This window comes from Nonomuraea sp. NPDC050783 (assembly GCF_040802095.1).
In the GTDB taxonomy this organism is placed as follows: Bacteria; Actinomycetota; Actinomycetes; order Streptosporangiales; family Streptosporangiaceae; genus Nonomuraea.
Genome location: NZ_JBFAHK010000001.1, coordinates 213,733 through 227,790, shown reverse-complemented (window position 1 = coordinate 227,790; position 14,058 = coordinate 213,733). Strand labels below are relative to the sequence as shown.

10 protein-coding genes are annotated in these 14,058 nt (G+C 70.9%); 3 read left to right on the top strand and 7 right to left on the bottom strand.

Annotated elements, in window-relative coordinates; genetic code table 11:
* Positions 1–22 precede the first annotated feature (22 nt).
* From AB0H75_RS01095 to AB0H75_RS01070, 6 genes are all read right to left on the bottom strand, one after another.
* Positions 23–2,908 (bottom strand): glycoside hydrolase family 3 C-terminal domain-containing protein, encoded by a 2,886-nt coding sequence (locus tag AB0H75_RS01095; RefSeq protein ID WP_367787998.1) that lies wholly within the window; start codon positions 2,906–2,908, stop codon positions 23–25.
* Between the two features lie 10 nt (positions 2,909–2,918).
* On the bottom strand, positions 2,919–3,740 hold the full coding sequence (locus AB0H75_RS01090) for a carbohydrate ABC transporter permease (protein ID WP_367787996.1): 822 nt from the start codon (positions 3,738–3,740) through the stop codon (positions 2,919–2,921).
* Entirely contained in the window at positions 3,737–4,600 is an 864-nt protein-coding gene (locus AB0H75_RS01085) for a carbohydrate ABC transporter permease (RefSeq protein WP_367787994.1), read from the bottom strand. Before AB0H75_RS01085 ends, AB0H75_RS01090 begins: the two co-directional genes overlap by 4 nt.
* Complete coding sequence (locus AB0H75_RS01080; RefSeq protein WP_367787992.1) at positions 4,600–5,904, bottom strand: extracellular solute-binding protein; 1,305 nt, start codon at positions 5,902–5,904, stop codon at positions 4,600–4,602. Before AB0H75_RS01080 ends, AB0H75_RS01085 begins: the two co-directional genes overlap by 1 nt.
* A 19-nt stretch (positions 5,905–5,923) precedes the next feature.
* Positions 5,924–8,209, bottom strand: a complete 2,286-nt coding sequence (locus AB0H75_RS01075; RefSeq protein ID WP_367787990.1) for a TIM-barrel domain-containing protein — start codon at positions 8,207–8,209, stop codon at positions 5,924–5,926.
* Between the two features lie 192 nt (positions 8,210–8,401).
* Positions 8,402–9,796: an NAD(P)H-quinone dehydrogenase gene (locus AB0H75_RS01070; protein WP_367787988.1), complete on the bottom strand. Its 1,395-nt coding sequence runs from the start codon at positions 9,794–9,796 to the stop codon at positions 8,402–8,404.
* A gap of 71 nt (positions 9,797–9,867) precedes the next feature.
* Between AB0H75_RS01070 and AB0H75_RS01065 the strand changes: the two genes are divergently transcribed.
* Positions 9,868–10,317, top strand: coding sequence for a gamma-glutamylcyclotransferase (locus AB0H75_RS01065; RefSeq protein ID WP_367787986.1), 450 nt, complete (start codon positions 9,868–9,870; stop codon positions 10,315–10,317).
* 25 nt (positions 10,318–10,342) lie between these two features.
* Here AB0H75_RS01065 and AB0H75_RS01060 read toward each other — a convergent pair whose 3' ends face one another.
* Positions 10,343–11,647, bottom strand: coding sequence for an MFS transporter (locus AB0H75_RS01060; protein WP_367787984.1), 1,305 nt, complete (start codon positions 11,645–11,647; stop codon positions 10,343–10,345).
* 110 nt (positions 11,648–11,757) lie between these two features.
* Between AB0H75_RS01060 and AB0H75_RS01055 the strand changes: the two genes are divergently transcribed.
* A complete protein-coding gene (locus AB0H75_RS01055; protein WP_367787982.1) occupies positions 11,758–12,738 on the top strand; it encodes an Lrp/AsnC family transcriptional regulator in 981 nt (326 codons plus the stop codon).
* Positions 12,735–14,057 carry a M20/M25/M40 family metallo-hydrolase gene (locus tag AB0H75_RS01050; protein ID WP_367787980.1) on the top strand — a complete coding sequence of 441 codons (1,323 nt, stop codon included), beginning with the start codon at positions 12,735–12,737 and terminating at the stop codon, positions 14,055–14,057. Before AB0H75_RS01055 ends, AB0H75_RS01050 begins: the two co-directional genes overlap by 4 nt.
* The last annotated feature ends 1 nt before the right edge of the window (position 14,058 follow it).

Sequence of the window (14,058 nt, the reverse complement as noted above, 5' to 3'; positions counted from 1 at the left end):
CTCATGGCCGCCACGGAACGCTTCATCTCGCCAGGGCGAAGTCCTTCAGCCGCAGGTCCCCCTTGAACACGAGGTAGACGGCGCCCGAGCCGGCCCGCACGGTCGCGCTCGCCGTCGCGTACCGGTAGACGCCGCCGGTGGCGGGCACCTGCACGGTGCCCAGCAGCGGGCCGGTCGGCGAGCCGGAGCGCACCTCGAACGAGCCGCCGCCCGCCGACGCCACGCTCGCCGTCAGGCGCGAGCCCCAGGACGCCCTGGTGAAGGAGACCCAGTCGCCCGCCGAGCCCTCGACGACCTCGCCGGCCGCCTTGGTCTCGTCGGCGAAGACCACGCCCGAGTAGTCGTCGAAGTCCATCGCCCGGGTGGTCCTCGTCAGGTCGCGCACCGGGACGGTCTCGCCGGCCACGCGCAGCGTCGCCGTCTGCCGGATCCGGTCGGAGGCCGAGCCGACGAGCACGTCGTGCGTGGCGTTCTCGACGACCCACGTGCCGCGCGTGTGGTCCCAGACCGCCAGGTCCTCCTTCTTCAGCGTGAAGGTGACGGTACGGCTCTCGCCCGGGTTCAGCGTGACCCGCTGGAAGCCGCGCAGCTGCTTGACCGGCTGGACGAAGCGGGACTCGCGCTGGTGGGTGTAGAGCTGCACGACCTCGTCGCCCCTGGCCCTGCCGGTGTTGGTGACCTTCACGCTCACCTGGTCGCCGCGCACCTTGAGCCCCTGGTAGCCGAAGGTGGTGTAGCTCAGCCCGTGCCCGAAGGCGTAGAGCGGCCGGTCCTCGCCGTACAGGTAGGTCATGCCGGTCTTGGTCAGGTCGTAGTCGAACCTGCTGGGCAGCCTGTCGCTCGCCGGCCAGGTCTGGGTGAGCCGGCCGGCCGGGTTGACGTCGCCGAAGAGCACGTCGGCGACGGCGTGGCCGGTCTCCGCGCCCGCGTGCGTGGTCCACAGCAGCGCCGGGGCGTCCACGATCACCGGGTAGCTGGTCTCCAGCACCACCACGGTCCTCGGGTTGGCCCTGCGCACGGCCTCGATGAGCCGCCGCTGCCCCTCGCCGAGCTGGAGGTTCGGCCGGTCGTGGAACTCGCGGCCGGACACGAACGGGTGGCTGCCCACCACCACGACCGCGACCTCGGCCTTGGCGGCCTGCGCGGCGGCCTCGGCCACGCCGTCGGCGACGACCTCCTTGCCGAACCGCGCCGCCTGGGCCTTGGGGGCCAGCTCCAGCGCGCCGGTGGCGGTGACGGTCACGTACGGGTCGGACAGGCCGAACCAGCTCTCGACCGTCTCGTAGCCGGCGTACCTGATGAGGTAGCTGCCGTCGGGCTGCCGCTCCAGCGCGAACTGCTGCTGCACGTACCAGCCGTCGGGGTCGGCGTCGTCGGTGTCGAGCGAGCGCCAGTCGCCGCCGAGCAGCTTGCCGTTGCCCGCGTTGCGCAGCGTGGAGACGCCGCCGGTCCAGTCGGTCAGGTCCCACTGCGAGGCGGCCGTGGGCGCGGTGTCGAGCAGCGCGGCGTTGTCGTCCGGGCCGGTGCCGGTGGCGGTGAGGTACTTGCCGGAGTCCAGGTGCTTGAGCGCGACGCGCTCCAGCCCCTGCCCGGTGCTGACGTCGGCGACCCGCTCCTTGATCCCGGCCAGCGGCGTCACCTGGTACGGGAGCTGCCCGGCGTACCAGTCGCGGTAGAGCCGGTCGGCCAGCGGGCCCACCACGGCCGCCGACTTCGGCTTGGCCAGCGGCAGCGTGCCGGAGTTGCGCAGCAGCACGGCGGCCTTGGCGGCGGTCTCCCGGTTGAGCTTCTGGTTCGCCGGGCTGTTGATCACGTCCTTGGTGATCTTCTTGTACGGCCCGCCGTCCGGGTCGAAGTGCCCGAGCCGGGTGCGGATCGTCAGCGCGTTGCGTACCGCCCTGTCCACGTCGGCCTCGGTGATCAGGCCCTGCTCCAGCGCCGCCTTGAGGTTGGTGACCAGCGGGCCGCTGTTGCTGTCGTCGATGGTGTAGCTGTCGAGCCCGGCCTTGAGCACGGCGGCGAACGCCTCGGGCTTGGTGTCGTAGTAGTGCTCCAGGTCGGTGAGCGCGTGCGGGCCCCAGGCGTCGCTGACGTTGTAGAGCGTGCGGTCGGTCCACGACCGGACCACGGTGTTCAGGTCCGGGTTGACGTGGTTGGGGCGGCCGTTGACCAGGTTGTAGGAGGCCATGACGCCGGTCGCCGCGTTCGCCGAGATCGCCGCCTTGAACGCCTGCTCGTAGTACTCGTGCTTGAGCTTGGGCGTCAGGTTGGAGGAGGTGATGCCGCGGTCGGTCTCGTTGTTGTAGGCCAGGTAGTGCTTCAGCACCGGGGCGGTCTTCAGGTAGAAGGGGTCGTCGCCCTGCAGGCCCTTGCCGTAGGCCGTGGAGATGGCGCCCGTCAGGTACGGGTCCTCCGAGTAGCCCTCCTCGTTGCGGCCCGCCCGCGGGTCGCGCAGCAGGTCCACCACGGGGGCCCACACCTGAAGGCCCCACACCACCGGGTCCACGGCGTTGAAGCCGCGCGCCTCGTCGCCGACGGCCGAGCCGACCTTCCTGATCAGGGCCGGGTCCCAGGTGCTGGCCAGCCCGACGGCCTGCGGGAAGACGGTGCCGTCGGCGAACTTCTGCTTCCAGCCGTCGTTGAGGTCGTTCGACCAGGCCACGCCGTGCAGGGCCTCGGTGCCGTTCTTGTGGTAGGCGATGCCGAGCCGCGGGATCGCGGCCTGCGACTGGTGCAGCAGGCTCAGCTTCTCGTCGAGGGTGAGCCGGCCCAGCAGGTCGCTCACGCGCTGCTCCACGGGCAGGCGCGGGTTCTGGAACGGGTAGTCCGCCGCCGCCTGGGCGGGCGGGGCGGCCAGCAGGGAGGCCGTCAGGGCGAGGGCGGCCAGCAGCGGGACACGTAAGCGCATGGGAACTCCGTCACTTGATGGCGCCGACCGTCACACCACGGGTCAGCGTGCGCTGGAAGATCAGGAAGAAGGCGACCGCCGGCACGATGCCGAGCAGGGCGGAGGCGCTGGACATGGTGGCGTCCATGAACTTCTCCCCCTGCAGGACGGCGAGCGTGACCGGCACCGTCTGGGTGTCGTTGGAGATGAGGAAGATGAGCGGCAGGAAGAACTCGTTCCAGGTCCAGATGAAGAAGAAAATCAGCAGGACGTTGAGGGTGGGCCTGCTGATCGGCACCACGATCCGCCACAGGGCGCGCAGGCGCCCCGCGCCGTCGATGGCCGCGGCCTCCAGGATCTCCTTCGGGAACTGGCCCAGCACCGCGCTCAGCAGGTACGTGCCGAACGCCGCCTGGATCACGGTCATGACGATGATCACGGAGAGCCGGGTGTCGTACAGGCCGGTGGCCTTGGCCAGGTAGTACAGCGGGTAGGCCAGCGCCTCCTGCGGCAGCGTGTTGGCCACCAGGAACAGCACGAGGATCGACAGCCGCCCCTTCACCCGGCCGATGCCCAGCGCGTAGGCGTTGAGCACCGACAGCACGACGGCCAGCACCGCCACCGACGCGCTGATGAGCAGGCTGTTCCAGAGCTTGCCGCCGAAGCCGACCCGGCTCCAGAAGTCGGCCAGCCCCTGGAGGTAGAGCCCGTCCGGCAGGCTCAGCGGCCCGTGCGTGCTGTAGTCGGCCGGCGACTTGACCGCGTTGAGCGCCACCAGCACGAACGGGAACAGCATGACGACCGCCAGCACGGCCAGCGCGAGCAGCACCGCCCAGCGCCCCGGCCCCCTCACTGCTCACGCTCCTGCACCCGCAGGAACAGGAACGTCACCACGATGATGATCAGCGCCAGCACCGTGGCGACCGCCGAGCCGTACCCGACGTTGCTCTTCTGGAAGAAGTTCAGGTACGAGAAGTACGACGGGACCATGGTGGCGTTGCCCGGCCCGCCCCTGGTCAGCACGAAGATCGGCCCGAACACCTTCAGCGCGGCGATCGTGCACGTCAGCAGCACCACGAAGATCTCCGGCCGGATCTGCGGGATCGTGATGTGCCAGAACCTCCGCCACCACGAGGCCCCGTCGATCTCGGCCGCCTCGTAGTAGGCCGGATCGACGCGTTGCAGCCCGGCCATGAAGATCACGACCGGGTAGCCGAGCTGGAACCACACCATGACGCCCATGACCGTGGCCAGGGCCAGGTCGGGGTCGCCGAGCCAGTCGAGGTCCAGCCCGAGGATCTGGTTGACCGCGCCGTACGACGGGTGCAACATCCAGCCCCACACCACGCCGGCCACCGCCACCGGCAGGATCTGCGGCAGGTAGTACATCGCGCGCAGCGCCGAGGCGGTACGCGGCCCGAACCGCTTGCCGATGTAGTCGAACAGCGCGGCGGCCAGCACGAGGCCGATCGCGGTCGGCACGACGGCCATCGCCACGATCAGCCCCACGTTGTGCTGGAACGACTGCCAGAACCGCTCGTCCTCCAGCAGCCGCGCGTAGTTGCCGAGGCCGATCCAGCGCGGTGTGCCCACCCCGGACCAGCGGGTGAAGCTCGCGCCGACGTTCATGAGGAACGGCACGACGATGACGGCCAGGAAGAGGACCAGGCTGGGGACCAGGTAGAGCCAGTACCCCCTCGTACGCGCTCTCATCAGTTGCCGATGTCCGCGAGGTTGTCCTCGTACGGCTTGGCGATCTCGTCCAGCACCTGGGCGGGCGTCTTGCTGCCGTTGATGAGGTTCTGGACGCCGGCCACGAGCACGTCGTAGTAGCCGGGCGCCGGCCAGTCGGGGTAGAAGGCCAGGCCGTCCGCGGTGGTCAGCTTGTTGAAGGTCTCGATCAGCTCCTTGCTCCTGGCGTCGGTGATCGCGGCCGGGTCGGCGGCCACGGGGACGCCGCCGGAGTTGCCGAGCAGGTTCTGGACGTCCTTGCTCATGGTGATGTCGATGAAGTCGTAGGCCAGGTCCTTGTTCTTCGCCTTCTCGGGCACCACCCACAGGTTGCCGCTGGAGCCGGGCGCCAGCGTGGTGCCGGGGAACAGGAAGTGGCCCCACTGGAAGTCCTTGACCTCCGAGGCGACCCGGCCGTACCACCAGCTACCGCTGATCATCATGGGGAACTTGCCGTTCATGAACGACACGCCCATGTCCTCGGCCTTGAGCCCCGAGGAGTTCTTGGCGATGTAGCCCTTCTTCACCCAGTCGGCGAAGGTCTGGGCGCCGTAGGTGAGCTCGGGGCCGTGGAAGTCGACCTTGCCCTGGTAGGACTGGTACGCCGCCAGCCACGGCTTCTGCGCCTTGGTGAGCGCGAGCTGGTAGAAGATCTGCTGCGCCGGGTACTCGGCGCCGGCGTTGGCGATGGGGGTCACGCCGGCCTTGACGAAGGTGTCCAGGGCCGCGGTGAACTCCTCGAACGTGGTCGGCACCCGCACCTTGTGCTTGTCGAACAGGTCCTTGTTGTAATAGACCATCACGAACTCGCCGTAGTTCGGGATGCCGTACCAGTTGCCGGTGCCCATGACCCCGCGGTCGTCGTACCTGGCGGTGGTCTGCAGGCCGCCGGGCAGCAGCTTGTCCCAGCCGCGCTTGGTGGCCTCCTCGGTGAGGTCCGTCAGCAGGCCCTGCTTGGACAGCAGGCCGGCGGTGGCGTTGCCCTTGTTGTACTCCATGAGGTCGGGTGCCTCGTCGGAGTTGAGCACCATGCTCGCCGTCTTCTGGATCTGCTCGAAGCCCTTGGACTCGAACTTAACGGTGACGTTCGGGTGCGACGCCTCGAACTTCTTGATCGCCTCGGCCCACGCCTTGCCCATGGCGCTGTCGGGGGTCTCGTAGTGCCAGAGCTTCAGCACGCGCGGCTGGCCGCTCGACGCGGGCGACGGGGTCTCCGAGCCCGATCCGCAGGCCGACAGGACCAGGACCGCGGCGGCCAGCGCCGCGGCGCCTCTCAATCTGACCATGATCCCTCCACAGGGGGTGTTACGAAATGACGGCCCGGGCGGGGGCTCCGGCCACCGGGGCGATCTCGATCGCGGTGACGCGCTTCGGGCCGGTGACGGCGACGCGCAGCTCGTCGCCGTGCCTGGTGGCGACGGCGGACGTCACGCCGTCCTCGTCGTGCACGATGGTGGTGCCGTCGCCGCCCCCGAAGGCGACGAGGGTGATCTCGGCGGGCACGTCCACGGTGTCGCCCGCCCGCGTGACCGGGATGAGCGCGCCGTGCCGGACGAACAGCGGGATCTGGTCGAGCGGCTTGGCGACCCGGACGTACCGGCCGCCCCCGAGGGTCTCGCCGGTCCAGTAGTCGATCCAGGAGCCGCGCGGCAGGTACACCTGGCGCACGCCCTCCGGCGCGGTCATGGGGGCGACGAGCAGGTCCCGGCCGAGCAGGTACTGAAGGTCGGCCTGCCAGGCCACCGGGTCCTCGGGGAAGTCCACGCACATCGCGCGCATCATGGGCGCGCCGGTGGCGGCCGCCTCGACGGCCGCCGAGTACAGGTAGGGCATGAGCCGGTAGCGCAGCTTGAGCGCGGCCACGGCCTGCTCCTCGACGGCGGGGAACTCCCACGGCTCGCGGGTGGTCGTGCCGTGCAGGCGCACCAGCGGGGACAGGGCGCCGAACTGGGTCCAGCGGACGTACAGGTCGTCGCTCGGCCGGCCGGTGAAGCCGCCCGCGTCGTGGCTCCAGAACGGCACGCCGGACAGGCCGTGCGCGAGCCCTCCCCTGATCGTGCTGCCCATGGCGGCGTAGCTGGTGTAGGTGTCGCCGTTCCACTGCGCGCTGTGGCGCTGCCCGCCCAGGTACGACGAGCGCGCCCACACCAGGGAGTGCCCGTTGACCTCGCGGGTGACCTCGGCGACGGCGTCGTTGAACAGCAGGGTGTAGACGTTGTGCAGGTCGGTGCCGGTCATGCCGTTGGCGGCGACGGCGTCGGCCGGGACGCCCTCGGCGAAGTCGGTCTTGAAGGCGTCCACGCCCTGGCGCAGCAGGCCGCGCAGCAGCCCCTGGAACCAGGCGACGGCGGGCGGGTGGGTGAGGTCCACGATGCCGCAGGCGGGGAAGGAGCCGTGCCAGCAGTCGGCGACGTAGGGCTCGCCCCGCTGGTCCTTCAGGAAGTACCCGGCCGCGGCGGCCTCGGCGAAGGCCGGGCTCCGGTGCGACACGTACGGGTTCATCCACAGGCAGACCTTGAACCCCATCGCGTGCAGCTCGTCCAGCATGCGTTCGGGCTCGGGGAAGTTGACCGGGTCCCACCGCAGGTCCGACCAGTGCCCGTCGCTCTGCCAGTAGGTGTCCAGGTGCAGCACGTCGCACGGGATGCCGCGCTCCCTGATCGTGCGCGCCCGGTTCAGCACCCGTTCCTGGCTGTCCACGCAGAAGCCCGAGGAGATCCAGGTGCCGAACGCCCACTTCGGCGGCAGCGCGGGCCGGCAGGTCAGCCGGTCGTAACGGTCCAGGATCTCCGGCGGCGTCGGCCCGGCGATCACGTAGTAGTCCATGACGTCGTCGGGCACCACGATCTGCACCGCGCTGTGCGTGGACTGGCACACGTCGAACTCGGTCGGCGCGCCGCTGTCCACGAGCACGCCGTAGCCGCGGCTGGACAGGTAGAGGGGGACGTTCTTGTAGGCGCGCTGCGACTCGGCGCCGAAGGCGTCGAAGTTCCACATGAGCGGCCGCTGCCCGCGCTTGTCCAGCCGGGTGAACGACTCCCCGAACCCGGTGAACGCCTCGTCCGGGGCGGCGGCGAAGCTCTCGTGATAGGCGACGGCGATCCCGTTCGCGCTGGAGCGGCCGAACGGCAGGGTGCGCAACCGGCCGCTGATGTCGGTGTGCCCGCGGTCCTGCTCGACCAGCGTCCGCCCGGCGGCGTCGGTGAAGCGCAGGTGCCACGGGGACAGCCGGATCTCGGCCCGCAGGGGGCCGGCGTCGATCACGATCGGCTCGCCCGGCGTGACCCCGGCACGGGCCCCTGAGTACGTGCCGGGGTCCACCAGCGAGAGGGCCGCCGCCGAGCGGGGGCGGGCCGCCGCGTCCTCCGACAGCCGTACCCGGATCACGCCCTCGCCGGCCACGCCCACCTGGACGACCAGCGTCTCCTCCGCCGTGGTGACCGCCTTGAGCATCACCTCGGCGCCGTCGGCGGCGACCAGCTCGGCCGCGGTCACCGCCGACAGGCCACCCTCGCCTCGCTCGCGGACCGGCAGCTCGGGCGGGTCGGCGACGAAGTACTCGTGCGCGACCAGTGGAGGGCGATAGGGCATGGAAGCTCCTTTGAACGGCTGCGCCAACTCGTGAGTTAGTTTGGCGCCCATACCAACAAACGTCAACGGTTGACCGCGCGCCGCATCGCCCCGTGACCCCGGCGGGTCAGGGGCGGGTCGGGGCGTTCCATGAAAAAACCCGCACACGGTCCGTGGACCGGGTGCGGGTGCGGGTGCGGGGAGCCTCGGCCGCTAGATGCCGGAGGCGGTCTGCGGCTGCATGAGGCGGCGCGCGGCCTCGGTGATCGAGCCGGACAGCGACGGGTAGACCGCGAAGGTGTGGGCGAGCTGGTCGACCGTCAGCCGCTGCTGCACGGCCACCGACATCGCGAGGATCAGCTCGGAGGCGCGCGGCGCGACCACGACCCCGCCGAGCACGATGCCGGTGTGCGGGCGGCAGAACACCTTGACGAAGCCGTCGTTGAAGCCCTGCATCTTGGCCCGCGCGTTGGTGGCCAGGGGCAGCTTGACGACGTTGGCCTCGATCTCGCCCGCCTCGATGGCCCGCTGCGCCACGCCGACCGCCGCGATCTCGGGGTCGGTGAAGATGTTGGAGGCAACGGTGGCCAGGCGCAGCGGCTGCACGGCCTCGCCCAGCGCGTGCCACACCGCGATGCGGCCCTGCATGGCGGCGACCGAGGCCAGCATGAGCACGCCCGTGCAGTCGCCGGCGGCGTACACGCCGGGGGCGGAGGTGCGCGAGACCTTGTCGACCTTGATGAAGCCGCCCCGGTCGAGCTGGATGCCGGCCTCCTCCAGACCGATGCCGGCGGTATTGGGCACCATGCCGACCGTCATCAGCGCGTGCGTGCCCTCGGCGGTGCGGCCGTCCTCCAGCGTCACCACGACGCCGTCGGCGGTGCGCTTGACGCCGGCAGCCCGGGAGCGGCCCATGACGTTCATGCCGCGCCGCCGGTAGACCTCCTCCAGCACCTCGGCGCCGTCGGCGTCCTCGTTGGGCATCATGCGGTCGCGGCTGGAGACCAGCGTGACCTCCGACCCGAGCGAGCGGTAGGCGCCGGCGAACTCGGCGCCGGTCACCCCCGAGCCGACCACGATCAGGTGCTCGGGCAGCTCCTCCAGGTCGTAGAGCTGCCGCCAGGTGAGGATGCGCTCGCCGTCGGGCTCGGCCCCGGGCAGCACCCGCGGCGTCGCGCCGGTGGCCACGAGCACGACGTCGGCCCGGACCGTGCGGTCGCCGGCCCGCACGACCTGCGGATCGACCAGCCGGCCGCGGGCCCTGATGATCTCGACGCCCTCGGCCTCGACCCGGGCCGCGATGTCGGCCGACTGGGCCCGCGCCAGCTCCTTGACCCGCTTGTTGACCAGCGGCAGGTCGACGCCGACCCGGCCGGCGTCGCCGTCGGCGCCGCCGTCGAACGAGATGCCCAGCGAGGGCGCGTCGAGCAGCGCCTGCTTGCGGACCGAGGTCGCGATCAGCGTCTTGGACGGCACGCAGTCGGTGAGCACGCAGGCGCCCCCCGGGCCGTCCTGCTCGACCATCGTGACTTGCGCGCCTAGCTGCGCGGCCACCAGCGCCGCCTCGTAGCCGCCTGGTCCGCCACCGATGATCACGATCCTCGTCACCTGTCTATTCTCGCGCATGGTTCGGTGTGACATCGAACGGCGGGGGCCTCCACGCGCTAGTCTTGGCTGCTGTGCCTGTGTACGCCGCCTACGGCAGCAATCTCGATCCCGAGCAGATGGCCATGCGCGCCCCGCACTCCCCGATCCGGGGGGTCGGCTGGCTGGCCGGTTGGCGGCTGACGTTCGGCGGGCACGACCCGGCCTGGGGCGGCGCGCTCGCCACGATCGTCGAGGCCCCCGACGACCACGTGTTCGTCGTCCTCTACGACGTGCCCGAGTGGGAGGAGACCTCGCTCGACCAGTGGGAGGGCGCGGTACGCGGCGCCTACCACAAGGTGCGGCTGCGGGTGCAGACGCTCGACGGCGAGGTCCTGGCCTGGTTCTACGTGCTCGACGGCTACGAGGGCGGCCTGCCCTCGGCCCGCTACCTCGGCAGCCTGGCCGAGGCGGCCGAGCGGGCGGGGGCCCCCGACGACTACGTCAAGGAGCTGCGGGAGCGCCCCTGCACCTCGCTCGGCTGACTTCCGCGCGGCCTCGGCCGCGGGCTCAGCGCAGCGGCTGGTCCTTGGTCTCGGGCAGCACGAAGACGTACACCAGCGTGGAGATCAGCGCCAGCGCCGACATGTACCACGGGAACAGGCCGGGGTTGCCGGCCTCCTGCAGCGCGGTGCCGATCAGCGGCGCGGTGCCGCCGAACAACGCCACGGTCAGCGAGTACGGGAACCCGGCCCCCGCCGCCCGCACCCGCGTGGGGAACAACTCCGAGTTCACCGCGGCCGAGATCGAGGTGAAGCAGCCGAGGAACACCATGCCGACGAGCTGCACGGCCAGCAGGCTGCCGTAGGAGTCGGTGAGCAGCCCGAGCAGCGGCACGGGCAGGATCAGGAAGCCGAGGCCGAACGTGATCAGCATCGGCCTGCGCCCGATCCGGTCCGACAACATGCCGAGCAGCGGTTGCAGGATCATGAAGAAGACCAGGCAGATCGTGCCGATCTGGAGCGAGTCGGCCTTGTCGAACTTGACGGTGATCTGGGCGTACGTCGGCAGGAAGCTGGTCCAGGTGTAGTACGCCACGGTGCCGGCGATGGTGATGCCCACGATGGTGGCCGCCGAGCGCGGGTGGTGCCTGAGGAACTCGAACAGCTTCGGCCGGTCCGCCTCGCCGCGCCTGATCTCCTCGGCCACGCCGGAGGTCTCGTCGGCGCCCTTGCGGATCCACAGGCCCACGAGGCTGAGCACGGCGCCCACGATGAACGGGATGCGCCAGCCGTAGGACTTCATGTCGGCCTCGACCAGGGCCGTGGCCAGCAGCGCCGCCAGGCCGGAGGCGATGAGCTGGCCGATGGTCGTGCTGACGTACTGGAAACTGGAGAACAGGCCGCGGCGGCCGTGCGGGGCCGACTCCACCAGGAACGTGGTGGCGGCGGCGAACTCGCCGCCCACCGACAGGCCCTGCACCAACCGGGCGAGGGTCAGGATGACCGGCGCCAGCACGCCCGCGGCCGCGTAGGTGGGGGTCAGGCCGACCAGCAGCGAGCCCGCGCCCATGAGCACGATGGTGAACGTCATGGCGGCCTTGCGGCCGTAGCGGTCGGCGAAGGCCCCGACCAGCAGGCCGCCCAGCGGGCGCATGAAGAACCCGACCGCGAAGACGGCGAACGAGCTCAGCAGCGGCACCAGGCTGTTGCTGGAGCTCGCGGGGAAGATCTGCGCGGAGAAGTAGGTGGCCAAAAAGGTGTAGGCGTACCAGTCGTACCACTCGACGACGTTGCCGATGCTGGCCGCCATGAGCTGGCGGACCCGGCTCTTGGGGATGCCGAGTGGTGGTTGCGCCACAGGGGGTGTCGCCACGTGGGCTCCTTTGCTGACATGTGGGGTGATGGCCTACTGTGCAATCGGAAGACCGAAACAGTCAAATATCTCGCCGCACTTTTACGTTCCCGACATGGAGACGGTTGCAGGTGGACGTTCTCGACCGGCGCCTGGTCGCCGCCCTCCAGGTGAGCCCGCGCGCCTCGTGGGGCGAGATCGCCCGCGCCGTCGGCGAGCACGAGCGCACGGTCGCCCGCCGCCTGCAACGCCTCATCGCCGAGGGCGTGGTCCGGGTCACGGCCATCTACGACGACCTGCGCACCCGGCACGGCCGCCCCGCCCACCTGCACGTCCACGTGCGGCCGGGCACCACGGGCCAGGTCGCCGAGGCGCTGGCCGAGCGGCCCGACACGCGCTCGGTCTACGCGCTGACCGGCGCGGCCGACCTCGGCTGCGAGCTGGTCCCGCCGTCCCGCGAGGCCCTGCACCGTACGCTGTCGGCCGAGCTCAGCGCCATCGACGGAGTGCTGGGCACCCGGACGCAGGTGGTGCTCCACACCTTCCGCACCGTCGCCGAGTGGCACGCGCCCTACCTGACCGAGGAGGAGGTGGCCGAGCTGAGCCCGGCCCCGCCCCCGGACGACCTGCCCGACGAGGAGGGCCTGTCCCCCCTGGAGCAGGAGATCGCCGAGCTGCTGGCCGCCGACGGCCGGATCGCCTTCACCGCGGTCGCCGAGCGGCTGGCCGTGTCGGTGCCGACCGCGCGCCGCCGGGTGACCTCGCTCATCGAGCGGCGGCTGCTGCTGCCGCGCGCCGAGGTCGAGCCCGCGCTGCTCGGCCTGGAGGTGGAGGCCATGTTGTGGCTCAAGGTGCGGCCGTACGCGCTGGACCTGGTCGGGCAGCGGCTGGCCGCGCACCCGAGCGTGCGTTACTGCGCCGCCACCTCGGGCACGCACTCCCTCATCGTCCAGGTGGTCACCGCCCACGAGGCCGACCTCTACCGTTTCATGACGGGGGTCGTCGGCTCCTTCGACGAGATCGCCGACAGCGACCTCACCCTGATCACCCGCGCCTACAAGCGCGGTCACCTTCGCAAGTCCGGACTGCTCACCCTGGAGAGGACGCCATGACATCCGCCGAGCCCATGACCCCCGCCGAGAAGGAAGTCGCCGACCTCTGCGTGGAGTTGATCCGCGTGGACAGCAGCAACTACGGGGACGGCAGCGGCCCCGGCGAGCGGGCCGCGGCCGAGGTCGTCATGGCCAGGCTCGCCGAGGTCGGCATCGAGGCGACCTACGTCGAGAGCGAGCCGGGGCGCGGCAACGTCGTCACCCGCGTCGAGGGCAGCGACCCCTCGCTGCCCGCGCTGCTCGTCCACGGCCACCTGGACGTGGTGCCGGCCAACGCCGCCGACTGGTCGGTGGACCCGTTCGCCGGCGAGGTGCGCGACGGCTACATCTGGGGCCGCGGCGCGGTGGACATGAAGGACATGGACGCGATGATGCTGGCCGTGCTGCGCCAGCTCAAGCGCGAGGGGCGCCGGCCGCGCCGCGACATCGTCTTCGCCTGGCTGGCCGACGAGGAGGCCGGCGGCGTCTACGGCGCCAAGTACCTCACCGCCCACCATCCCGAGCTGTTCGAGGGCGTCACCGAGTCCATCAGCGAGGTCGGCGGCTACTCGCTGGAGGTGGACCCGTCGCTGCGGCTCTACCTCATCGAGACCGCCCAGAAGGGCCTGGCCTGGATGAAGCTCACCGCCGACGGCACCGCCGGGCACGGCTCGATGCTCAACGACGACAACGCGGTCACCGAGGTCGCGCGGGCCGTGGCCAGGATCGGCGAGCACGACTGGCCGCTGACGTACACGCCGACCGTGCGCCAGTTCCTCACCGAGGTCGCCGACGCCTTCGGCCTGGAGTTCGACGAGGCCGACCCGCAGCCGGTCCTGGACAGGATCGGGCCGCTGGTGCGCTTCGTCGGCGCCACGCTGCGCCACACCGCCAACCCCACCCAGCTCGCCGCCGGCTACAAGTCGAACGTCATCCCCGGCCAGGCCACCGCCGTCGTCGACGGGCGCTTCCTGCCCGGCTTCGAGGAGGACTTCTTCAAGACCGTCGACTCGCTGATCGGGCCGAAGGTGCGGCGCGAGTTCGTCCACCACGACATCGCGCTGGAGACGACCTTCGACGGGGCGCTGGTGGAGTCGATGATCGCGGCGCTGAAGGCCGAGGACCCGACCGCGCGGGCGGTCCCGTACTGCATGTCCGGCGGCACCGACAACAAGACGTTCTTCGCCGACCTCGGGGTACGCGGGTTCGGGTTCGTGCCGCTGCGGCTGCCCGCCGGCATGGACTTCGCGGCGATGTTCCACGGCGTGGACGAGCGGGTGCCGGTGGACGCGCTGCGGTTCGGCGTACGGGTGCTGGACAGGCTGCTCCTAAACTACTGAG

What these genes read in the sequence shown, in the direction of transcription:
- AB0H75_RS01085 (WP_367787994.1), bottom strand. Translation starts at nt 4,600, where the DNA reads ATGAGAGCGCGTACGAGGGGGTACTGGCTCTACCTGGTCCCCAGCCTG.
- AB0H75_RS01050 (WP_367787980.1), top strand. Translation starts at nt 12,735, where the DNA reads ATGACATCCGCCGAGCCCATGACCCCCGCCGAGAAGGAAGTCGCCGAC.
- AB0H75_RS01075 (WP_367787990.1), bottom strand. Translation starts at nt 8,209, where the DNA reads ATGCCCTATCGCCCTCCACTGGTCGCGCACGAGTACTTCGTCGCCGAC.
- AB0H75_RS01095 (WP_367787998.1), bottom strand. Translation starts at nt 2,908, where the DNA reads ATGCGCTTACGTGTCCCGCTGCTGGCCGCCCTCGCCCTGACGGCCTCC.
- AB0H75_RS01080 (WP_367787992.1), bottom strand. Translation starts at nt 5,904, where the DNA reads ATGGTCAGATTGAGAGGCGCCGCGGCGCTGGCCGCCGCGGTCCTGGTC.